General features: G+C 53.4%; 19 protein-coding genes. 12 read left to right on the forward strand and 7 right to left on the reverse strand.

What is annotated here, in order from left to right; all coding sequences use genetic code 11:
* Positions 1 to 117 precede the first annotated feature (117 nt).
* A complete protein-coding gene (locus tag A3GO_RS0104825) occupies positions 118 to 801 on the reverse strand; it encodes a DUF3334 family protein (protein WP_029132440.1) in 684 nt (227 codons plus the stop codon).
* 93 nt (positions 802 to 894) lie between these two features.
* Between A3GO_RS0104825 and A3GO_RS22585 the strand changes: the two genes are divergently transcribed.
* Positions 895 to 1758, forward strand: coding sequence for an HDOD domain-containing protein (locus A3GO_RS22585; RefSeq protein ID WP_084609775.1), 864 nt, complete (start codon positions 895 to 897; stop codon positions 1756 to 1758).
* Positions 1759 to 1826: 68 nt separating this feature from the next.
* On the opposite strand, the gene A3GO_RS0104835 is transcribed toward A3GO_RS22585, so the two are convergent.
* The 4 genes from A3GO_RS0104835 to glpK all read right to left on the reverse strand — a co-directional run bounded on the left by A3GO_RS0104835 (position 1827) and on the right by glpK (position 5769).
* A complete protein-coding gene (locus A3GO_RS0104835; RefSeq protein ID WP_029132441.1) occupies positions 1827 to 2396 on the reverse strand; it encodes a phosphoribosyltransferase in 570 nt (189 codons plus the stop codon).
* A 68-nt stretch (positions 2397 to 2464) separates the two neighbouring features.
* Positions 2465 to 3388 carry a DMT family transporter gene (locus tag A3GO_RS0104840; protein WP_029132442.1) on the reverse strand — a complete coding sequence of 308 codons (924 nt, stop codon included), beginning with the start codon at positions 3386 to 3388 and terminating at the stop codon, positions 2465 to 2467.
* Positions 3389 to 3446: 58 nt separating this feature from the next.
* Positions 3447 to 4196, reverse strand: coding sequence for an alpha/beta hydrolase (locus A3GO_RS0104845; RefSeq protein ID WP_051301868.1), 750 nt, complete (start codon positions 4194 to 4196; stop codon positions 3447 to 3449).
* Positions 4197 to 4272: 76 nt separating this feature from the next.
* On the reverse strand, positions 4273 to 5769 hold the full coding sequence (glpK, locus tag A3GO_RS0104850; protein WP_029132444.1) for a glycerol kinase GlpK: 1497 nt from the start codon (positions 5767 to 5769) through the stop codon (positions 4273 to 4275).
* 151 nt (positions 5770 to 5920) lie between these two features.
* Between glpK and glpD the strand changes: the two genes are divergently transcribed.
* Positions 5921 to 7432 (forward strand): glycerol-3-phosphate dehydrogenase, encoded by a 1512-nt coding sequence (glpD, locus tag A3GO_RS0104855; RefSeq protein ID WP_029132445.1) that lies wholly within the window; start codon positions 5921 to 5923, stop codon positions 7430 to 7432.
* 100 nt (positions 7433 to 7532) lie between these two features.
* The gene (gene galE / locus A3GO_RS0104860) at positions 7533 to 8543 is read left to right on the forward strand and encodes a UDP-glucose 4-epimerase GalE (protein ID WP_029132446.1); all 1011 of its coding nucleotides are present in this window, start codon (positions 7533 to 7535) and stop codon (positions 8541 to 8543) included.
* A gap of 11 nt (positions 8544 to 8554) precedes the next feature.
* Here galE and A3GO_RS0104865 read toward each other — a convergent pair whose 3' ends face one another.
* Positions 8555 to 8755 (reverse strand): hypothetical protein, encoded by a 201-nt coding sequence (locus A3GO_RS0104865; protein ID WP_029132447.1) that lies wholly within the window; start codon positions 8753 to 8755, stop codon positions 8555 to 8557.
* Positions 8756 to 8946: 191 nt separating this feature from the next.
* On the opposite strand from A3GO_RS0104865, the gene A3GO_RS0104870 reads away from it, so the two are divergent.
* Genes A3GO_RS0104870 through A3GO_RS22590 form a run of 3 tightly spaced genes read left to right on the forward strand, consistent with a single transcriptional unit; the run spans position 8947 to position 11296 of the window.
* Positions 8947 to 9255, forward strand: a complete 309-nt coding sequence (locus tag A3GO_RS0104870) for an HPr-rel-A system PqqD family peptide chaperone (RefSeq protein WP_169720362.1) — start codon at positions 8947 to 8949, stop codon at positions 9253 to 9255.
* Positions 9252 to 10175 (forward strand): HprK-related kinase A, encoded by a 924-nt coding sequence (locus tag A3GO_RS0104875; RefSeq protein ID WP_029132449.1) that lies wholly within the window; start codon positions 9252 to 9254, stop codon positions 10173 to 10175. The genes A3GO_RS0104870 and A3GO_RS0104875 overlap by 4 nt, the downstream gene beginning before the upstream one ends.
* A 2-nt stretch (positions 10176 to 10177) precedes the next feature.
* A complete protein-coding gene (locus tag A3GO_RS22590; RefSeq protein ID WP_084609777.1) occupies positions 10178 to 11296 on the forward strand; it encodes a nucleotidyltransferase domain-containing protein in 1119 nt (372 codons plus the stop codon).
* A 56-nt stretch (positions 11297 to 11352) separates the two neighbouring features.
* Here the strand turns inward: A3GO_RS22590 and A3GO_RS26030 are convergent, their stop codons facing one another.
* Complete coding sequence (locus A3GO_RS26030) at positions 11353 to 11916, reverse strand: hypothetical protein (RefSeq protein WP_157606713.1); 564 nt, start codon at positions 11914 to 11916, stop codon at positions 11353 to 11355.
* Positions 11917 to 12952: 1036 nt separating this feature from the next.
* Here A3GO_RS26030 and A3GO_RS0104895 point away from each other — a divergent pair.
* The 6 genes from A3GO_RS0104895 (at position 12953) to A3GO_RS0104920 (ending at position 21799) form a co-directional block, all read left to right on the forward strand.
* Positions 12953 to 13675, forward strand: a complete 723-nt coding sequence (locus A3GO_RS0104895) for an outer membrane lipoprotein-sorting protein (RefSeq protein WP_418064552.1) — start codon at positions 12953 to 12955, stop codon at positions 13673 to 13675.
* A gap of 38 nt (positions 13676 to 13713) precedes the next feature.
* Positions 13714 to 15222, forward strand: a complete 1509-nt coding sequence (locus tag A3GO_RS22595) for a hypothetical protein (protein WP_051301846.1) — start codon at positions 13714 to 13716, stop codon at positions 15220 to 15222.
* Between the two features lie 115 nt (positions 15223 to 15337).
* Complete coding sequence (locus A3GO_RS22600; protein ID WP_051301847.1) at positions 15338 to 18022, forward strand: MMPL family transporter; 2685 nt, start codon at positions 15338 to 15340, stop codon at positions 18020 to 18022.
* A 419-nt stretch (positions 18023 to 18441) separates the two neighbouring features.
* Positions 18442 to 19080: an XrtA/PEP-CTERM system exopolysaccharide export protein gene (locus A3GO_RS0104910; protein WP_335340008.1), complete on the forward strand. Its 639-nt coding sequence runs from the start codon at positions 18442 to 18444 to the stop codon at positions 19078 to 19080.
* A 170-nt stretch (positions 19081 to 19250) separates the two neighbouring features.
* Positions 19251 to 20834 (forward strand): XrtA system polysaccharide chain length determinant, encoded by a 1584-nt coding sequence (locus A3GO_RS0104915; protein ID WP_029132454.1) that lies wholly within the window; start codon positions 19251 to 19253, stop codon positions 20832 to 20834.
* A complete protein-coding gene (locus tag A3GO_RS0104920) occupies positions 20831 to 21799 on the forward strand; it encodes an XrtA-associated tyrosine autokinase (protein WP_029132455.1) in 969 nt (322 codons plus the stop codon). The genes A3GO_RS0104915 and A3GO_RS0104920 overlap by 4 nt, the downstream gene beginning before the upstream one ends.
* The last annotated feature ends 10 nt before the right edge of the window (positions 21800 to 21809 follow it).

A 21809-nucleotide genomic window follows, 5' to 3' on the forward strand; every position in this document is an offset into this window, starting at 1 on the left:
CGGCTTTAACCAAAGGGGGCGGAGTCAAGCCGGCGCAAAACAGCGGGGAAAAATCACTGGGCCAAGCGGCTCGACTCCAGCCCCGCTGTTTCGGGATAGCGCGTCCAGCAAAATGTATCAGATGCCCAGTTCGTCAAGCAGACTGTCGGAATCGTTCCGATCATCGCCGGTAACGGCCTGTGAGGCGGCCGCTCTCTTGTTAGCTTCCCCCTCCAGGATATCGTCAGGATCAAAATCTTCCTGCTGCTCAAATTCATGCAGCTGGATAAATTCGGTTTTATCCATGGCCAGCTCAAGATAAAAAATATTATTCCGTTGGGTGGTGAAGGTGACCCGACGCGCCTGGGGACGGTCCAGATTGGTATTGATGGAGAGCAGCACCTCTTTATTGATGGTCAGCATTTTCGGCTGATTCTGATTGATCGGTGTCAGCAGTTGCTTGCCGACGTTGCTAATGAAATCACCGATCATCTGGTTCATTAGCTCTCCCAGGACGTTGCCCACTTCATCCGAAGTATGGCTGACCGCCAGCTCCTCACGGGGTATGCCCATGTTCGAGAGATAGGCCTGATACAGCTCGAGGGCCGCCGCCGCGGTGAAATTGATCACAACCAGACCGGAAAAGCCTCCGTCAAAGAGCACGAAACAGCCGATATCCGGCTTTAGACAGGTGCGGTTGATCTTCTGGACCATGGCCGAGTAGTTGATCTCATTTTGCGTGGCCGTGGATAGTACGGATGTGACTGACTTGCAGAGCATGATCAGAATATCATCTGTGGTGACAATCTTTGTCTTCGCCATCGAGTAATGCCTCGTGTTTTTCTGTTTTTGTTATAGAGTAATAAGGGGGTTATCGACTATTATTCACACAACTTAACAACAATACTGCACTCTATGACACCACGGCAACTGATCCGCGAGGCAGGCGATCTCGTTTCCCTTCCAGAGGTTTGTGTTCGCATCAACCAGTTGGTCGATGATCCTACCAGCTCAGCACAGGAAATCGGGCAGGTGATCAGTCAGGATACTGCGCTGACTGCACGACTGCTTAAAATCGTTAATAGCGCTTTTTATGGCTTTCCCGGCCGCATCGACACCATTGCCAGGGCCATCACGATTATCGGGACCAAAGAGTTGCGTGATCTGGCGCTGATGACCGCTGCCTGCGGGATGTTTACTGGAATACCGCCCAATCTGATCAATATGGAGCGGTTCTGGCACAGTTCACTGGCCTGCGGTGTGCTGGCCAGACGACTGGCCAAGTCCTGTCAGGTATTGCATCCCGACCGGTTGTTTGTGATGGGCGTGCTGCATGATATTGGGCGTCTGGTGATGTTCCAGCAACGGCCGATTGAGTCAAGGGATATTCTGCTTATCAGTAAAGGACGTGATGATCTGATTGTCGCAGCGGAGCGGGAGGTGCTCGGATTTACCCACGGTGAAGTCGGTTTTGAGCTCGCTAGTGACTGGCAGTTGCCATCACCCATCAGCTCAGCAATTCGCTGGCACCATCTTCCTGAGCAGGCAACTGCTGATCCGATGGAGTGTTATCTTGTCTATATCGCCAATATCCTCGCCGATTCCCTGGTATGGGAGAGCGACCTGAAAGTGGAGCTGGACCGGGTGCTGCCCAGTAGCTGGCAGATTACCGGACTTACTCCCATGCAGTGTGAAATGGCGGTTTCTGAAATCGGCAGTGAAATCCGCGAGCTGTATTCCATTCTGATGGGGCACACCCAAACGGTCTCGGCCGGGTAGGCGTCTATCGGGCTTGAGCCTTTGCAGCCAGACCATGTTGCATTTGGCTGGCTCCGGGGATGCCTCGGCTATTTGATCAGGCCCTTGCTGCGAAACAGCTCTTCCATCTCCGGCTTGTTGGCCAGTATCTCGCTCTGCTCCAGTCCTTTCATCTCATGCGGGAACACCAGCCACTGGTCTGTTTCGTGGATATAGTAATCGGGCTTGAGTGATGTCTGGTTGTTACCCGGCTTGTACCAGGGTGTGGCGATGCGGATCTGCTCCGGCATGTTGCGCCGGGTTTTCGCCTTCAGGGAGTCAAGAATAGCCTGCAGACTCAATCCGGAGTCGAACACATCATCCACGATGAGCAGTGAGCTGTCCCAGTTCATATTGCGTATCAGATAGCCAAGGCCGTGCACCCGCACCTCCTTGCTGCGCTGCCCGATACCGGTATAGGAGGAGGTACGGATCGCGATGTGATCTGAATGCACATCAAAATAGTCCAGAATCTCCTGCACCGCGATGCCTACCGGGGTACCACCGCGCCAGACGCCGACAATGAAATCGGGCCTGAAGCCGCTCTGCAAAATCTCCAGCCCCAGACGGAATGAGTCGGTCAGCAACTGCTGGGCGGTAATGTAATATTTGTCATTCATATGGCGGTGTTCTGTTTCCCGGTTCAGGCCGGAACGCTATCTTTTTTGGCTCACCAAGGCAACCGCTTTCAAGTGGTTTTCCGGGGCTGTTGCTCTTCTTTCCCGGGTGGAGCAGGGGGCTTACCCAACTGTTGCAACGCATTGCCGGCAATAATCAGCAGGAGCCCGGCGCCGCTGGACCAGTGGATATCCTCGCCGACGATGAAGTGGATCAGAAACAGCGAGAGTATCGGAGAGAGAAAGATCAGATTCGCCACCTTGGCGGTGCTCTTGGTCAAACGCAGTGCCTTGAGCCAGAGCACAAAGGTGATGCCCATCTCGAACAGGCCCACGTAGGCTGCTCCGTAGAGACCCTTAATCGAGTCAAACCCGAAGCCGGCCGTGAGCCAGGTGATCAGGGCAATTACCGGAATGGCAAAGAGAAAATTCAGGAACAGCCCGACTACCGGTTCGATCCGGCTACGGGTGTTGAAAATCCAGAACAGCGACCAGATCAGGGTGCTCCCGAGGGCCAGCAGAACACCATAGCCATTGCTGAATCGAAGCGTGAATGGTGCGCCGTGGGTGGCGATCACCAGAATACCGAAATAGCTGATGCCGATTGCCAGCAGGTCGAGCCGGCGTAGATGCTGTTTGAGCAATGGAACGGCCAGGATAGAGAGGGTGATGGCCCAGGTGTAGTTGAGTGGCTGAGCCTCCTGTGCCGGTAGCAGGTCATAGGCCTTGAACAGTACCCAGTAGTAAATACAGGGATTGAGCAGACCCAACGTGGCGCAAAGCAGCAGATCGCGGCGGGGTGTGCGCAAAAGGCGTTGCAGATGTCCCTGCCTGATCAACACCGCCAGCATCACCAGCAACGAGGCGATACTGGCATAGAACAGGAGTTGTATCGGCTCCAGATGACGTAAGGACAATTTGAAGGCGGTGGCTACCGTCGACCAGAGCAGCACGGCGCTGATTCCGTACAGGTAGGCTCTGGACTGATCGTTCACCTGTTCGGACTGCCGGCCAGGTGCCAGATGCTGAAGCGGGCGGCCACAGCGGTGAGTCTCACAGCTGTTCCAGGCAGTTCAGGAGCAACCGCAGGTCTGCCGGTTCCGAAAGCCGGTGGTCACCCTGTTTGATCAGGGTGAGGGTGGCGTCTTTACTTTCCAGTTGCTCACAGGTTCTGCGACTGAAATCCCAGGGTACGTCCGGGTCCCGCATGCCGTGAAACATCCGCACCGGGCAGTGAATGGGGATGGGTTTGTCCAGCAGGAGGTGGTTGTCACCCTCTTCGATCAGCTGTCGGGTGATCGGATAGGGCTGCTGGTCATCATAGTCGCAGGGGATCAGCACGCAGCCTTCGCTGGTTAACTGCTGTTTTTGCACATCGGAAAATGTCGGTATCAGCAGTCGCCGGGTGAAATCGGTGGCGCAGGCGAGGGTGATCAGCGCATGCACACGCTGCGGCCGGGCGATGGTGGCCAGCAGTGAAAGCCAGCCGCCCATGCTGGAGCCGACGATGATCTGAGGCCCTTTGGTCAGCTCATCGATGACGCTCAGCGCATCATCGAGCCACTCACCGATGGTGCCGGTTTCGAAACGACCGCTGGACTGGCCATGCCCCGAATAGTCAAAACGGGTAAAGGCGCGCTGATGGGTTTGGCACCATTGTTCCAGCTTGACCGCCTTGGTGCCTGTCATGTCTGATTTGAAACCACCAAAGAACAGCACGCCGGGTCCCGTGCCTTCCGTTTTATGGTAGGCGATCCGCTTGCCGTTCGGCAGGTTGAGAAAACGGACTGTGCCGGTAGTCACCAAGGTTTATCCTGCGTCAGCGAAAAGAGGGATAATACCGCCCGGTCGCGCTATTGCAACTTTGAAAAGATCACGTCTATGTTGAAGGCGCGCTTCGTACCCGCCGAATCGCCTGGTGCCAGCCCTCCAACAGTGCTTCCCGGGTGTCGGCCCGCAGTGCCGGGGAAAATTCGGTGTCCAGTTGCCAGTTTTGTTCCAGATCCTGAAAAGAGTCGAACAGGCCGCACTGCAGTCCGGCGAGATAGGCGGCGCCGAGCGCCGTGGTTTCTGTCTGTACCGGACGCTGTACCGGCAGTTCCAGGATGTCGGCCAGGAACTGGCAAAGCCAACGGTTACTGACCATGCCTCCGTCGACCCGCAGCCGGGTCGGCGTCACGCCGTCATCCGCCATGGCCTGAAACAGGTCGTGAGTCTGATAGCAGACGGATTCAAGGGTGGCGCGGACGATCTCCTTGATCCCGGTTCCCCGGGTCAGCCCAAGCAAGGCACCCCGCGCATCGGCATCCCAATGGGGCGCGCCCAGTCCGGTAAAGGCGGGTACCAGATAGACCCCCTGGTTATGTTCCAGTGTGTTTGCAATGGCCTCGGTCTCCTCAGCCGTTTTGATCAATCCGAGTCCATCCCTTAACCATTGCACGGCCGCGCCGGCGACAAAGATGGAGCCCTCCAGGGCATAGCTGCTCTGCCCATTGAGTCGGTAGCCGATGGTGGTCAGCAGTTTGTTCTGTGAGGCCACTGCGGTCCCGCCGGTATTCATCAGGACAAAACAGCCGGTACCGTAGGTGCTCTTGATCATGCCTGGTCGGAAACATGCCTGGCCAAACGCTGCCGCCTGCTGATCACCCGCCATGCCGCCGATACTCAATGACTCGTCCAGCAGCGTATGGCTGGTGTGGCCAAAATCGGCGGCACAGTCCGTGACCAAGGGAAGGAGCGCGGCGGGTATATCAAACAGCGACAGCAGTTCCGTATCCCAGCGGTTGCTGTGGATATTGAACAGCAGGGTGCGGGCGGCGTTGGTGGCGTCGGTTGCGTGGTTTTTGCCACCGGTCAGGCGCCACAGCAGGAAGCTGTCGATGGTGCCGAAGGCGAGATCACCCGTTTCGGCGCGGCGGCGGGCATCAGGTATCTGGTCAAGAATCCAGGTGATCTTGGTGGCGGAGAAGTAGGGGTCAAGCAGCAGACCGGTCTTCGCCATCACAGTCGGCTCGTGACCTGCCTGCTTGAGCGTGTCGCAGTGGCTGGCCGTGCGTCGATCCTGCCAGACAATGGCGTTGTAAACTGGCTTGCCGTTATGGCGGTCCCATATCACCGTGGTTTCACGCTGGTTAGTGATGCCAATTGCAGCTATCTGCCGATTCATCCGTCTGCCGGCGGCAACGGCATCCCGCACCACGGAGAGGGTGGTCGCCCAGATCTCTTCCGGATCATGCTCGACCCAGCCAGGTTGTGGAAAGAGCTGCTTGAATTCCAGTTGGGCGATGAATGCACAGCGTCCATCCTTTTCAAACAGGACGGCCCTGGAACTGGTGGTGCCCTGATCGATACTGAGTAGCAGTGGCGTGGCTGGCATGGGCTGCAGTGTGACTCCCGCATTGTTCTTCTGCTGAGTATAGCCGCGGGAGATTGACAGGTATGGGGTGAGGCAATGATAGTGTGCCTGAAGTTTAACAGAGTTGATGCTGATCTGTTCTGGCTGCTCACCACACCTGATGGAAAACCCAATGCCGAACCCCGAGTCCGCTACACCACTGTTTGATCTTCTGGTGATCGGGGGTGGTATCAATGGCGTCGGTGTGGCCCGGGATGCCGCAGGCAGGGGGGTGAAGGTCTATCTTTGCGAAAAAGATGACCTGGCCCAGCACACCTCATCTGCCAGCACCAAACTGATTCACGGCGGCCTGCGTTACCTGGAACAGTATGATTTCAGGCTGGTCCATCATGCCCTGCGGGAGCGCGAGGTGCTGCTGCGTAGCGCACCCCATATCATTCACCCCATACGCTTCGTTCTGCCGCATAACGAGTCGCTACGCCCTGTATGGATGATCCGTCTGGGGCTGTTTCTCTACGATCATCTGGGAGGGCGCAGGCAGCTACCGGGATCTCGACGTGTCATGCTTGAACAGCATGTCGCCGGCCAAGCGTTGAAGGAGGTCTACCGTACCGGCTTTGAGTATTCCGACTGCTGGGTACAGGATGCGCGACTGGTGGTGCTGAATGCCATGGATGCAGCGGCGCGGGGAGCGGAGATTTCGACCCACACCCGTTGTGTTGCCCTGTTCCGTGGCCCCACTCACTGGAAGGCAACCTTGCGCAATGAGCGAGATGGATCGAGCCGTATCCTCACGGCGAGGGCGGTGGTCAATGCGGCCGGTCCGTGGGTTGAGCAAGTGCTGGAATCCGGTGTCACTACCGAGCATGTCCGGGGGACTCGGTTTGTAAAGGGAAGCCATATCGTGGTGCCGCGGCTGTTCGAACATGATTACGCCTATATCTTTCAGCACCGGGATGGGCGGGTACTGTTCGCCATCCCGTTTGAAGGCGAGTTTACCCTGCTGGGTACGACGGATATTGAACTGGATACGCTACCGGAGAAAAACCGGATTATGCCGGAAGAGGTGGCGTATATCTGCCAGGCAGTAAGTGAGTATTTTTTGCGGCCGGTGCAGCCATCGGATGTAGTCTGGAGTTTCAGCGGTGTACGACCGCTGTATGATGATGCCGCCAGCGAGGCCTCCCGGGTGACGCGGGACTACAATCTGCACCTGGACTGCGACCAAGCGCCGATCCTGTCGATCTATGGTGGCAAAATCACCACCTATCGGTGGTTGGCGGAGGAGGTGTTGGATCTCCTATCTTGCTGTCTGGATATCCAGGGCGCGCCCTGGACGGAGACAAGCCAGCTTCCGGGTGGTGATTTACCCGATGCCGACTTTGATCGTTTCCTGTTCGGCTGTGCGACAGCGTATCCCGGGCTCTCTCCCGCACAGTTGCGGACCTATGCGGGTCTCTACGGGACCCGTATTCATCAGTTACTTGCCGGCTGTGATGCCGAAGAGGAGCTGGGTCTGCATTTTGGCGGTGGACTGTTTGAGCGGGAAGTACGCTATCTGATTACTCAAGAATATGCCGAAAGTGCCGAGGACATTGTCTGGCGCCGCACCAAGCGGGGTCTGCGTATGTCATCCGAGGAGATTGCACGGCTGGACAGGTGGCTGCTTGAGCGGGAAGGATAAGCCGAGCTGCATAGAGACACCTGAAGCAGAGGTTAAGCGGCCGTGCATTCACCTTGCAAAACATCGCCTCATCAATGGACAGTACAGATAGGAATAATCAATGAAAATACTGGTTACCGGCGGTGCGGGATATATCGGATCCCATACCAGTGTAGAGTTGCTGAAAGCAGACCATGAGGTTGTCGTTATCGATAACCTCTGTAACAGCAGCAGGATTTCACTCGATCGTGTGGCAACCATCAGCGACAGGCAGGTGGCTTTTGTCGAAGGGGACATTCGTAACCGGGATATCCTCAGACAGATATTTGCCCGGCACGAGATTGATGCCGTGATCCATTTTGCCGGTCTGAAGGCCGTGGGTGAGTCCGTTGAGCTGCCACTGGCCTATTATCAGAACAATATCACCGGCACCTTGACGCTCCTGGAGTCGATGGCGGAGGCAGGCATCAGGCGTCTGGTATTCAGTTCCTCGGCGACGGTCTATGGTAATCCGAACTCCCTGCCGATCACCGAGGATTTTGCCCTATCGGCATCCAATCCCTATGGGCGGTCAAAGCTCATTATTGAGGAGATATTGCGGGATCTCCATGCCGCTGATAATGCCTGGGATATCTCCATCCTGCGTTATTTCAATCCGGTGGGTGCGCACGAAAGCGGCCTGATCGGGGAGGACCCTGCCGGCATACCGAATAACCTGATGCCCTATATTGCACAAGTTGCCTCGGGGCGGTTGGAACGTTTGTCGGTATTTGGTGGTGATTATCCAACACCCGATGGCACCGGAGTGAGAGACTATATTCATGTGGTCGATCTTGCACTGGGACACCTCTCGGCACTGGATAAACTGGCAGAGCATTGCGGTGTGATTACCCATAATCTGGGCACCGGGCGTGGTTATTCGGTGCTGGAGATGGTGCAGGCGTTTGAACAGGTGAGTGGCCGTGAGGTGCCATACCGGGTTGTTGATCGCCGGGCTGGTGATATCGCCGCCTGCTATGCGGACCCTGCCCGGGCATCAATAGAACTCGGCTGGCGCGCAGAGCGAGGATTGGAGCAGATGTGCCAGGACACCTGGCGATGGCAGTGTGCCAATCCCCATGGCTACCGGTGATGGCGAATCTGTTAGTGGCTTTGCCGGGACAGGTACTCCAGTTTAAAAAAGCAGGCGATGATGATGGAGGCGATGCCGATCATCAATAGACTTTGAGCGCTGTAGCCAGATAAATAGTAAGCACCGGAAAGACGGACCAGGCCTGCTGCCAGGCAGGTCAGAATGCCGATTATCCCGAGAGCAGTACCAACGCGGGCCAAAAGTGTGTTCATTGCATAATCCCCCTGATGATTGCGTGGCCAGACTGGCATGGGCTGTTTCAGAAAACGATTGTTACTTTTAAGTCAATTTGTGTTCATTCGCAGCTTTATAAACGTTATCCTACCGTAGTGAATCGGCTGGGAACCAGATAATTGACTGAAATCACCGATAACAGACTACAGAAATCAGCGCAATGAGTGGTATGGAAACAACCGAAAAGACGGAAAGGAGATGGTTTGCGAATGGGGCGGAGCAGTTCTGCTGGGGCAACTGGCCGGGTGAGGAGGAGTCGGTGCTGTTTCACCAGGGGTCCGGTGATACGTTGATGCTGAATCCTTTGGGGGAGTTTCTGCTTAAACGACTGCAGATTCAACAGCTGACACATGCCAAGCTGACGGCATCCGCCTCCGACTATTTTGAGATTGACAACGACAGTGAACTGGCTGAAGCCGTCATGGCCTCTCTGCGTACTTTCCGGTCGTTAGGCCTGGTAATTTCAGACACGCTGTGAAAATAATTGATCTCAGCCACCGTGAAATGGCCCGTCGGTTGCGCGGAGACGGGCTTCCAATAAAGATTGGTCCCTTCTGGATAAATCTGCGCTCGATTATTCCCGATCTGCTGCGTCACATCGCCTTTTTTTACGCGCAGTATGAAACCGCAGAATCCGAACGATTTATTGATTTCCACATCACGCTGAAAAATTCAGGTGGTCTGAGGCGCTGGGTAAAGCCTCAGGCCAATTTTCTGTTGGATGAATATGCTCCGTTCAAGCCGTTGCCCTACGTTCATGCCTTTGCCATGTTCGAGTGGGGGCTCAATTGGTGTATTGCCACCACGGCGCATCACTATCTGATTGTGCATGCTGCCGTGCTTGAGAAAGGCGGGCAGGGGATAATCATGCCGGGTACACCCGGCTCAGGAAAGAGCACGCTTTGCGCGGCCATGAGTCTACGGGGGTGGCGATTGTTGTCGGATGAGATGGCGCTGCTGGATCCAGTGTCCCGTGCCATTACTCCTGTACCAAGACCCGTCAGCCTGAAAAATGACTCAATAGGCGTAATCCGGCGCTTTTCTGCGGGTGCTGAAATGGGGCCTGCGGCAAAAGACACGGCCAAAGGAACCGTGGCACATCTCAGGCCATCGCTTTTGAGTATTCAAAAAGCATCCATAACCTGTCGGCCTCATGCGATTGTTTTCCCAAAATATGAGTCAGAAAGCCGTACCAACTTGGTAAAAAAGGCAAAAAACAGGGCGTTAATGGAGATTCAGGAGAATGCATTTAATACTCATATTCTGGGCAAGGAAGGGTTTGACGCAGCAAAGTCACTGATCGACGGCTGCCCAAACTACTCGCTTCAGTATTCGAGTCTGGAGGATGCCCTGATAACCATAGAGCGCATTCTTGACGATGCGGAGGTCACCGCCTGATCATGATTGCACCGCTCCTCCTGCAAGTTCTCAAATCACCAGAAGCCGTGGCCGGGTTCACGGCGACAGAGTGGGATCTTCTGGTTCGACAGGCGAAGGCGGCCAATCTACTGGCCCATCTTCATGTGGTATTCATGGACCGGGGACTGGAAAAGGCGATACCAGAAAAGCCGGGGTTGCATTTCAAGGCCGCACACAAGATTGCCCGGCGAAGTGTGCTGGCGGTCCGCTGGGAAGTATCGCAACTGCAAGAGGCCCTGCACAGCTTGGCTATCCCCATTGTTTTGCTCAAAGGTGCCGCCTATGTCATGGCTGAGCTGCCGATCAGTCGCGGTCGTCTGTTTCATGATATCGATATTCTGGTACCCAGATCGGCGCTCGAGGAAGTTGAAAAACGGCTGATGGGTTGGGGATGGCGTACCACCCATGCCAGTGCATACGATCAGCGCTACTACCGTACCTGGATGCATGAAATTCCCCCGATGAAGCAGATCAGGCGCCAGACGGTGCTGGATATTCACCACTCCATCCTGCCCCTGACAGCAAGGCTGAAACCTGATCCGAAAAAACTGCTGTCACAGGCTGTGAATTTTGAGGGAGAGGGTGATCTCTATTGGCTGTGCGATGTGGATATGATCCTGCACAGCGCAACCCACTTGTTTCATGATGGTGAACTGGAGCACGGGCTGCGCGACCTGGTGGATATCGCCGAACTGTTGCGACACTTTGCGACTCGTGACGGTTTCTGGCAAGCGCTTTGTGATCGGGCGGAAGAGATGGATCTGGTGCGTCCGCTGGTTTATGGGCTACGTTATGTCGATATCCTGCTGGGTGTGGAGGTGCCGGACGAAGCGAAGGCGTGGATGCGTGAGGGAATGCCGGGGCGTTTACTGGTAGCTGTAATGGATAGCCTGTTCCTGCGAGCCCTGCAGCCGGATCATGCAAGTTGTAACAGGTGGGGAACCGGCTTGGCGCGATGGATGCTCTTTGTGAGATCCCATTATCTGCGTATGCCGCTGAAACTGCTGATCCCACATCTGATCAGGAAGGCATTTACCGATGACGAAGAGGCGGCAGTACCGAGGGAAGTGCAGCGATTTATCGCCAATAACAACCCTTGATGCCGGACTTTTGGCAGGTTTGATTACCGGTCGTGCAATTGTTGCGTGTAATGGCTTCAGGTCCAGGTACTGTTGAGAAATGCCTTGAGACCGATAGTGATTTGTCCTCCGTGCGTCGGATCTGCCCAGAGCGCTTTTACCTGGCTCACGCTCAGGACATAATTGGGGTCGCTCATTGCGTTAAGCAATGCCGCAATGATGTGGAACTCATCACTACCTGGTTCGGTGCAGAGCAGTTCATGCATCGAACGCCCCTGGGGGTCCTGAGGGCCAGCAGTGAAATGGCTGTTGAAAAGTGCACCGTCCACGCAATCCCATGTTGCCGAAGGGCCACTCCCGGAAATACAGTCATTACATGAAGTGGGAACAGTGTTGTCCGGTTTGAATCCCGCTGAAATTGGCCAAGCATCAGGATGCTCCTTCCAGTAACCGGGGCTTAATCCAAGATTACACTCGCCACGATTGGGATCGGACATATTGCCGGAGAGCATGTTGGAGAGACAGCCCACACCAAACACTGGGCGTGACACCACCGACATCAATACAGGAGACGCAAGCAGGCCTGTTTTGGTAAATTGTCTGCGACTCGATGAGATACCTTCCCCGGTCGTGCTGTTCAACTTTAAATCCCTGTTTGACTCTCGATTCTTCGACATTACTTGTTACTCTGTAGGTTATCTGAACTTGAAATCCAGCTTTATCTCAAGTCTGTCCCTGAGCCGGCAACAGAATTGTTCCCTGTCTTAAAATTAAAAGTAGCAGTTATTCCTTTACTGGAAAACCCCCGCTAATTTTAAGTGTAAAGATATCTGATGGTATGAAACAACTCACTCAGGCCTTAAATCGTCTGAATGGGCTTTATCCACACTACGTATAACTATCTCCTTAAAAACAGATGGTTAACAATCTCATGCAAACTGCTGTGTGGCTAAGTTATCGATGCTATTTTGTCGTACTTTTAAAGTATCCAAGCCGTACCCATGACCCGCCTCCGGTCGTCACGGGATAACTTGCCTTAATCATTATACTAAATAGCAAGTATTAAGCCATTAGAATAATATTAAATACAATCAATTAGTTAGAAAATCTTCGGCGAACAGTAGGGCGTCCCGTGTAAAAAAAACTGACAGGTGTTTGTTGGTCAATATTGGATTCGTCTGTTTCAGGGTGGCGATCGATTTTAATTCGAAAATGAGTTGAAGAATACCCAGCCGTCTGAAATTAATATCTGTGCTCCAAACCATGATGAAAGTTTTGGATATTGTTGTTCGGACAGGGTTGTGGATGCGCATGGATATCCGCCTTATCCGTTATCGATATGCGACACCTATCTCATCGCTGCAGTATTTATATCCACATAATCAGCAGGATACCCAATTTTTGAATGGAGCAAGAATGGCGTCATCTATTTGCATGAGAGCGCTGATCGAGGAGGCTGGCCCGCGATGGTTAATGTTTATGTAAATTAACTTGCAATACATTCAAGTAGTTATAGAATGTTTCAAATATGAATTATTAAGATGGTTGGCCTGTTTTTGTGAAGGCAGAAGCACATTCATGATCGCTAATTACACAGTCAGACAGATAGTTGCTGGATTATTACTGGTTTCGCCTATGGCCGTTCTTGGGGGCTCGCCCCCAAGTAATCCCGAGGGAGTGGCCTTGGCCCAAGCGGTTTATGATCGGCCGAATGGTGATGACCTCAGTGCGCTGGTGGTAATGCAACTTCAGGGTAAGGAGAGTCGGACCAGGCAGCGGGTGCTCTACAGCTATGCGAAGGAGAAAGGTGCCGGAGAGCGCTGGACCCTGATGCGATTTATCCAGCCGGACGATATCAGCGGCACCGGATTGCTCACTCAGGACCACCCCGGAGACGAGAGCGATCAGTGGCTCTATCTGCCGGCACTGAATAAGGTCAGGCGGATTTCATCATCAAGAAAGGGTGGACGCTTTGTCGGGTCAGACTTTTTTTATGAGGATCTCCTCGACCGGGAAGTCGAGATGGATTATCACTACCTTCAGGGAGAAGGTTCGGTCGGCAAAGTGCCGTGCGAGATTCTGGTCAGTACACCCAGGGATCCAAAAAACTCGGTCTATTCAAAACGAGTAAGCTGTATCTATCGCAAGATTCTTGTCCCGTTAAAGGTCGAACTGTTCGAGAAGGGAAAAGACAAACCGAGCAAGATGCTCACTGCCAGAAGAATTAAAAATATACAGGGTTACTGGTCTATCCTGGAGAGCACCATGTATGACCTGGAAACCGGGCACCGTACCCGGTTGGTGACCCAGAAGATTAAATACAATCAGGGACTGCCCGACCGACTCTTCTCCAGACGTGATCTTACAGATGATAGTAATGAGAAGGCCTTCCGCCCATGACCTGGAATGCAATTCACAAACATAGGGAATATAGCTACATGGCAAACTTCAAGATTCGAGTCGACCGAACTGCCCAATTGCTATGGCTTTGTGTTGCGCTGTTTCCAATACCTGCGCTGACCGCGGATGAAGAGGTGTTGATTATTGAAGATGATCTGGTTATCGATGAAGGAACGTCTGCGACACCAGTGGGAGAATTACTGATCATTGACGATCAAGATAATCAGGAACTATTTATTGAGGAGGGGGATGGAAGCGCTGACAAATCTGAACCCGGGCAGGAGATCCTGATTGAGACAAACGAGCAACCGAGTGTCGAAGAGGGTGGCAGGGCAGTAGTGGAAAGCAGCAATTTTTCCCTTAAGCTGGACGAAGTGTGGGGCGAGTATGGCGTATTTACCCATTCAGCTTCAGACGCCAACGGATTGGGCTATCTGCATGGGCAGGCCACAGCGCTCTGGACGCCTTCCAGTCTCTGGGATCTGCAGGCGTCCGTTCGCCTGGATGGTTACTCACAACATGGCAGACGTGACTGGGATCATGCCAATCTCGACTATGATGAGACCTTTGTCCGTTATCGTTCGGATAATTTCAGACTAACCGCTGGAGCACAGAAGATTGTCTGGGGCCGGATTGATGAATTCCCCCCCACAGACCGACTGAGCACCCATGATCTTACCCGCTATATCATGGATGATCTTGCTGACCGCCGGCGGGCATCGGCAGCGATCCGTTATGAACACTTCTTTGGCGAGAAGAAGCTGGATGTGGTTTTCCTGCCCTGGTTCAGAGAGGCTGAACTGCCGGGGGCCTCGAGCGTCTGGTTCCCGGTCAACCGACAATCCGGCCAGATTCTCGGTTTGAACTCAACGCCGGCTAGCGTGGCGCTGATCAAGAGTGCCCCGGTGGATGTCGAAGCACCCAATTCGGATGGTGGTTTTGGCATCCGTTACAGCGGAACAGGTGAGGGAATGGATTACGCCCTGACTGTACAGAAAGTCAGGCAATCGCTACCTTACTTTAACTATAACAGTGCCCGTGGCGTGCTTGAGGCGAAATATCCGCGCAGCTGGGTGCTGGGTGGAGATATTGGTGTAGAGGCGATGGGGGCAATCTGGCGTTTTGAGGCCGGTTGGGTGAGTGATGCGCCCGTTACCCGTATTGACGGATCATACGATACGGTTAATAGCCTGAACTGGGGAGCCGGCGTGGAGTTTTTTCCGGGCGATGGGGATGCCCGGGTGAACCTGCAGTTGACCGGGATTAATCATGATGATGCGCCGGCCGTTATTGACAGGACCGAGATCTATCTGTTTGGTGGCTCTTTTGAAGTTCCCTTTGCCCGGGATCAGTGGCGGTTGAAAGGGCGCTTCTATAAGGGCCTGGATACCCATGACCTCTATCTTAATCCCGAACTTGCCTATACCGGCTGGGAATCCCAGGAGGTTTACCTGGAAGCACATTACTTTGAGGGTGCGGCAGGAACGCCTGGCGCATTTCATCAGGATAATTCGATCCTGGCTGTCGGGTGGCGCGCAAAGTTCTGATACCTATCAAGCTGGCGGCCAGAGACTCGATGAAATTACCGGGAGCGCTGCGATCATCAGGCGGTGTGCCCCGTTCGTGAAGATGTCGGAGTCAGACAGGTAATCAGGGAATTATATGCAAGCTGACACCCGATACGCCAGGTTAGACCATGATCGCAAACCGATCGCGATTCAGCACGATGGCATGTTTGTCTATGCCAATCCTGCTTTTCTCGCCCTGTTGGGTTATCAATCATTCAGTGAGCTTGAAGCCATACCGGTTCTTGATCTGGTGGTGGATCGTCACAAGGATCGGTTGCGGGAGCATTTTTCCGCGGCAGGCCAGGTGTCTAGAAGTGCCCGGGAATATCCCCGGGCCAAGGTGACATTACTGAAAGCTGATAGCAGCCATCTGGTAGCCATTATTAATTCCTGTTCTACCCTGTTCGATGGTGAAGAGACGATCGAGTTTTCGCTCATTACCGAAGCAGACGTACGGCTCAAGAATGTTTTTCTGAATCTGCCCTGGAAATTCTACTTCAGTGTGCTGTTCCTGTTCCTGTTCACCATATTGCCCAACGGGTTGCTGCTGAACCTCAATATAAATAACGCCCCCAAGGTCTATCTGCCGTCAGATGCGCCGTCAGTAATCATTGATGATGAGCTGCGGCGATATTTTCCCAGTGATCAGGCTGTGTTGTTGTTGTTTGAGGGCGTGGCGCTCTATTCTGACGGGTTTGTTAAGGCATTCAATGGCTTGGCCAAAGCGCTAGCGGCCAACCCGTTGATTGATGAAGTAGTAAATATGACCACCCAGGATCATATCCACGGGACCGAAGAGGGCTTTCTGGTTGAACCGCTGGTCAATATCGAGGATCTGGACAAGACCCGGCCTAAGGAGAGACTGGCGCGTGCGCTCTCCGACCGCTTCGCCAAAAATACCCTGGTGGCGGCGGACGGCACGGCGGTGTCGATGCTGGTGATACCGGTCGCCATCGACTCGAGCCTTGAGCGTCTGGCCCTGGAAGACGCTATTCTGGAGCAGGTGGATGAGGCGCAATTGGCTGGATATCTGACCGGCATGGCCGGGCAGATCACCACGGATGTGGCGCAGATGAGATCCATGTTGCGGGATAATATGATTTTTATACCTGCCACCACGGTGATTGGTCTGTTTCTGATCTGGTGGTTATTCCATCGCTGGCTTGCCGTGATAGTGGCCGGCGTGGTTATCGGGGTTGTGGTCAGCTCCACAGTGGCGTTTTATGTGGTTTTCAATCAGCCGTTCAATCTGATCTCCAGCATCATTCCGCCGCTCCTGTCGGCCCTGACGGTTGCCGCGCTGGTACATCTGTTTAATGCCCTCCACTACGCATCAAAAAGGGGGTTGGTCGGGCCTGATCGGGTCAGCAGTGCGCTCAGCGAAGTGCGGCGACCCGCTTTTTATACTGCCTTGACGACGGTGGCTGGTCTCTCTTCACTGGGTTTGAGTCCAATTCCCCCAATTAAGGTGTTCGGGTTGATCTCGGCCGCCGGGGTTGCGCTGATCTATTTTGTCGTTATCCATCTGGTGCCAAATATCTTTTCCCGGTTTGACTATGCCGCCTGGCCAAGCAGAAGAGCGGGGTTGGCTGGTTTGGATGGAGTGGTCACGAGGCTGTTTCATATTGGTGTCCGTTACCCGCTCTACGTGGTTGGTTCGGTCGTCGTGGTGCTTGGATTGCTGTTGCCCCAGATCGGCAATATTGTTGTTGAAACCAATCTCCAGGAGTTTTTCTACCCAAGCCACCCGCTTCGAAAGGCCACCCGGCATATCGAGGACAAGCTGGTTGGCACTGCGTCTCTGGATATTGTGGTTACAGCGAACCAGCGGGGCGGGTTAAAGCAGCCCCGGGTGCTGAACGACATGCGGGCTTTCCAGCGCTGGGCGGAGGCTCAACCCGAGGTGGATAAGAGTATCTCCATGGCCGATTTTGTCGAGGAGATGCACTGGGGATTCAATGCGGAGAATCCGGAGTACCGGCGTATACCGGACAATATGGAGTTGATCAGCCAGTATCTGCTGGTCTATGACGGTGAGGACCTGTTTGATTTTGTCGATGAGGAGTACCGCGTTGCACACATTAGCCTTAATGTGAACGTGCATGGCGCCAACGCGCTATCAGAACTGATGGAGCGAATCAGCGATTATCACGGCAAGTATCCGACAAGCGGCATCGAATGGGAAATAGCCGGGTTTGGGCGGCTGTTTGCGGATCAGGAAGATCTGCTGATCGAAGGCCAGGTGAAGAGTCTGTTCGGCGCCTTGGGACTCATATTCCTGCTGATGCTGATACAGTGGCGTTCGATCGGCAGCGCAGTGCTCTGCATGATACCCAATCTTTCACCCATTCTGCTGATTTTTATTGTCATGGGGCTGTTCGGGCTTTGGCTCGATATGGCCACCGCGATGATTGCCAGTGTCGCGGTTGGTATTGCCGTGGATGATACAATCCATGTCTATCACGGGTTTATCAGTCGTGTAAGGCGGGGTATCAGCCCGATCGTTGCCCTTGTCAAAACCTATAAACAGGCCGGCAGGGCCGTTATGACAACGACCATCATACTGAGTGCGCAATTTATTGTACTGACACTTTCCGAGTTTGTGCCGACGACTCATTTTGGGCTACTGACCAGTATTGGCCTGATCGCCGCGCTGCTCTTTGATCTGTTGCTCCTGCCTGCTCTCCTGATTCTGATCTACGCCCGGCATCCGGCAGTCATCAAACAGGAGCCGCTGTTCATGAAACGACGGGACGAGGGCGGGAGTGGCTTGAACTGAAGGGCCGGGCATGCATTTTTAGTCTCATGGTACTGGTGGCTGGAAGCGGCTGTTTCCAAAATAAATAGGATGTAAAATAGTTTTGGAGGTTTTGTCCTGAATCTTTTCTGCCAATGGTGTTCGATTTTGCGGTTCGCATGTTACGATCAGGCCATTTATAGTTGGTTGAATAGATACCAGTAGGGTAATATAAAGGTCTATTTTATTAACAAGCCCAGTAAGTTGGGCTATCATCCTCATATATTGAATGAATTTTTCTGGCAGGCTTTCGGTCGATCTTTCGCGGATAAGGCTGATGGAAAACAATATGGACCGGGAAGTAGCGTGAGTCTTTGGCAGGGACTATCAGGTCATTCCTTGTATTGGCAATGTGCCCATTGAACGGTTGTACAACAAATAGCGTAAGGGAGAACATGCTCGTGCCTATCAATAAAACACTATCATCGCATCGGTTGTTAACCCAGTGTCTTCTCGGGGCGCTGGTAATACTACTTGCCGGTTGTGCATCAAAATATCCCCAGGTGACCAGTGATCAGCCCCAGGTAGCACCAGACTTTGATTATATTATCGGTCCTGGCGATGAACTGAACATCTTTGTCTGGGGGAATCAGGAGCTGACCGTCACGGTTCCCGTGCGTCCGGATGGCAAGATTACGACACGTCTGGTCGAAGATATAGAGGCCAGCGGCAAGACGCCAACCCAGTTAGCCAGGGACGTGGAAGCGGCTTACTCCGAGTATGTGAAAAATGCGGTTGTCACGGTCATTGTCGATGAGTTTGTCGGCGTTCCCACTCAGCAGGTCAGGGTCGTGGGCGAAGCCGCCGAGCCGCTTTCGGTACCGTTCAGAAAACACATGACACTGCTTGATCTGATGATCCAGGTTGGTGGTCTGACCGAATTTGCCGATGGTAACAAGTCAGTGTTGATCCGAAATATAAACGGTGAACAACAAATCTATAACGTGCGACTGGAAGACCTGGTAGAGGATGGGGATATCTCCGCGAATCTTGCACTGATGCCTGGCGATATCATGATTATCCCCGAGGCATGGTTCTAGGTCGGCGAACAGATTACCGAGAGGGTGGCATCATACGCTTATCGGGTCTCGGTCGGGTAACTGGCCGAGTTCCGATGTGTAGTGACAGAAATATCGCAATCGATATCAGACTGGCACCGGTAGGGATATTGAGGTTGATGCCTCAAGAAATATGGGCGTAGCAGGGATATATGCAAGAACTTCTAGAACAGATTGAAGAATATCTTTACGGCGTCTGGCGATTTCGCTGGGTGGCGTTGGTGGCGGCATGGATAATCGCGATAGCCGGATGGATAGTTGTAGCACAACTGCCGGATAAATATGAGGCTACCGCTCGCTTGCATGTTGATAGCAACACCATTCTTGGACCTCTGCTGCGTGGGTTGGCAATTCAGCCGGATGTGAGCCAACGAGTCGCCTTGATGAGCAAGACGCTACTCAGCCGACCGAATATGGAAAAGCTGATGCGCATGGTCGATCTGGATCTGAAAGTCAGGAACGAGCAGGATAAAGAGGCCCTGATAACAGAATTGCGTGACAATATTGAGCTAAGCGGGCAGCGCAACAATGCCTCACTCTATTCAATCGCTTACACTCATTCTGACCGGCTCGTTGCGCAGCGTGTTGTACAGTCTTTAATCTCCATATTTATCGAAAGTACACTGGGCGATAAACGCAAGGATAGTGCCGGCGCCCAGGAGTTCCTGGATAAGCAGATTGCCGAATATGAAATCCGGCTGGCTGAAGCCGAGGCCAGGCTGGCGGATTTCAAGCGCCGTTATGTCGGTACCATGCCGGGGGAACAGGGTGGTTACTACCAACGTCTCGAAATGGCAAAGGGACAACTGGGCTCCGCGCAACTCGAACTTCGTGAGGCTGAGAATCGGCGTGCCGAGTTGAAGCGTCAACTGTCTGGTGAGGAGCCTGTATTTATCCCCGGAGGAGCTGATGATTTTGGAGCTCCGTCGCATCTGGATCAACGCATCCAGAACCTCCAGACACGCCTGGATGAGCTGTTGTTGAAGTACACCGAACGTCATCCTGATGTGATAGAAATACAATCCATCATTGCCAGCCTCGAAGAAGAGAAAAAGCAAGAGCTTGAGGCGCGTCAGGCCGAACCGTCAGCTCCGCAGGCCAGCTTGCAGAGCAGCCCGGTTTATCAGCAGATGCGCAGCATGCTCTCGGAATCAGAGGCGCGAGTGGCTGAACTCCGGGTGCGTGCGACAGAGTATGGGAAACGGGTCAAGGAGCTGGAGGCAAAAATCGATCAGATTCCCCTGATCGAGGCGGAACTACAACAGCTGAATCGTGATTATGACGCCGTTTCGCAGCAGCATGAGGCGCTGTTGAAACGGCGGGAGTCGGCACATCTTTCGGAAAAGGCCGAACAGGATGCGTCAGAGGTGAAATTTCGTGTCATCGATCCTCCGTTTGTTCCACTCAAGCCGTCCCAACCCAACAAACTGTTGCTTAATGGCGCGGTTTTTCTGGCCAGCTTGGCGGCAGGAATCGGTCTTGCATTGCTGACTTCATTGATCCGGCCTGTATTCTATAGCCGCGGCGCACTGAATCGAATAACCGGATTGCCTGTGCTGGGTTCGGTGGCATTTGTGCTTTCAAAAGCACAAAAACGCAGGCAGAGACTTGCCGGTGCCATGTTTGTTTCTCTGGTGCTGCTGTTGGGCACGCTTTTTGTCGGGGTCAATCTGATGCACGACATGGGCTTTGATCTATTAGGGAAAGTGCAAAGTCTTGGGGCCAGGATCTTATGAGCATTATTGAAAAAGCGATCGAAAAGCTTAATGCCGACCAGGTTGGCAAGCAGGATGATCTATCGAACGATTTCAGTAGATCACTTGACTCTACAGCCAGTTCACAGGCACCGGTGAAATCTAATGTTGATATGCAGGGACAGCCGATTCCACCCGCATTTGAACAACCTGAAAAACTTGCCCCACAAAACAGAACCGGAAAAGTAGTCGATTTGCCGCTGGAACATCTGAAATCACTCGGCATGGTGACTCCGGATGAACCTCGCAGCAGAGTGGCCGAAGAAAATCGGATTATCAAGCGACCGCTACTGATGAATATTGCCGGTAAGGGTGCCGCAGCGATTGATAATCCAAATCTGATCATGGTCACCAGCGCCCAGCCAGGTGAGGGAAAAACTTTTACCGCGATCAATCTGGCTATCAGTATTGCCATGGAGCAGGATAAGACGGTGTTGTTTGTTGATGCAGATGTTGCCAAGGCATCGGCAGCCGCATTGCTGGGTATTCCAGATGACTGCCCTGGTCTTATTGATCTGTTAATGAATAAGGGAACCCGGATCAGTGATGTGTTGCTACACACCAGTATCCCCAACCTGCGTATATTACCGGCAGGACATGCCCACGAGCGTTCTACCGAATTATTGGCCAGTGAGGACATGCAACAGCTGATGATCGAATTGGCTCAACGCTATCCGGACCGGGTGATTATTTTTGATTCACCGCCAATTCTGTTTACCACGGAAGCAGGCGTATTGGCCAATCTGATGGGACAGATCGTTTTCGTTGTGGCTGAAAAACATACTCCACAAAGTAAGGTTGTAGAAGCGCTCAGTCATCTTGGAGGGGAAAAAGTCATTGGTCTCCTGCTGAATAAATCTTCCAATACGAGGAACGGGGCAGGTGGTTATGGTTACGGGTACGGGTATGGTTATGGCTACGGGCGTAGTCAAACAGGAAATGGATAGGGGCTCAATC

Source organism: Sedimenticola selenatireducens DSM 17993 (assembly GCF_000428045.1).
Classification (GTDB): Bacteria; Pseudomonadota; Gammaproteobacteria; order Chromatiales; family Chromatiaceae; genus Sedimenticola; species Sedimenticola selenatireducens.

Excerpts from the sequence above, each read along its gene's own strand:
- A3GO_RS0104870 (WP_169720362.1), top strand. The coding sequence starts at position 8,947 with ATGGAAACAACCGAAAAGACGGAAAGGAGATGGTTTGCGAATGGGGCG.
- A3GO_RS22600 (WP_051301847.1), top strand. The coding sequence starts at position 15,338 with ATGCAAGCTGACACCCGATACGCCAGGTTAGACCATGATCGCAAACCG.
- A3GO_RS0104825 (WP_029132440.1), bottom strand. The coding sequence starts at position 801 with ATGGCGAAGACAAAGATTGTCACCACAGATGATATTCTGATCATGCTC.
- A3GO_RS22595 (WP_051301846.1), top strand. The coding sequence starts at position 13,714 with ATGGCAAACTTCAAGATTCGAGTCGACCGAACTGCCCAATTGCTATGG.
- A3GO_RS22590 (WP_084609777.1), top strand. The coding sequence starts at position 10,178 with ATGATTGCACCGCTCCTCCTGCAAGTTCTCAAATCACCAGAAGCCGTG.
- glpK (WP_029132444.1), bottom strand. The coding sequence starts at position 5,769 with ATGCCAGCCACGCCACTGCTACTCAGTATCGATCAGGGCACCACCAGT.
- A3GO_RS0104915 (WP_029132454.1), top strand. The coding sequence starts at position 19,251 with ATGCAAGAACTTCTAGAACAGATTGAAGAATATCTTTACGGCGTCTGG.
- galE (WP_029132446.1), top strand. The coding sequence starts at position 7,533 with ATGAAAATACTGGTTACCGGCGGTGCGGGATATATCGGATCCCATACC.
- A3GO_RS0104835 (WP_029132441.1), bottom strand. The coding sequence starts at position 2,396 with ATGAATGACAAATATTACATTACCGCCCAGCAGTTGCTGACCGACTCA.
- A3GO_RS0104920 (WP_029132455.1), top strand. The coding sequence starts at position 20,831 with ATGAGCATTATTGAAAAAGCGATCGAAAAGCTTAATGCCGACCAGGTT.
- glpD (WP_029132445.1), top strand. The coding sequence starts at position 5,921 with ATGCCGAACCCCGAGTCCGCTACACCACTGTTTGATCTTCTGGTGATC.
- A3GO_RS22585 (WP_084609775.1), top strand. The coding sequence starts at position 895 with ATGACACCACGGCAACTGATCCGCGAGGCAGGCGATCTCGTTTCCCTT.
- A3GO_RS0104865 (WP_029132447.1), bottom strand. The coding sequence starts at position 8,755 with ATGAACACACTTTTGGCCCGCGTTGGTACTGCTCTCGGGATAATCGGC.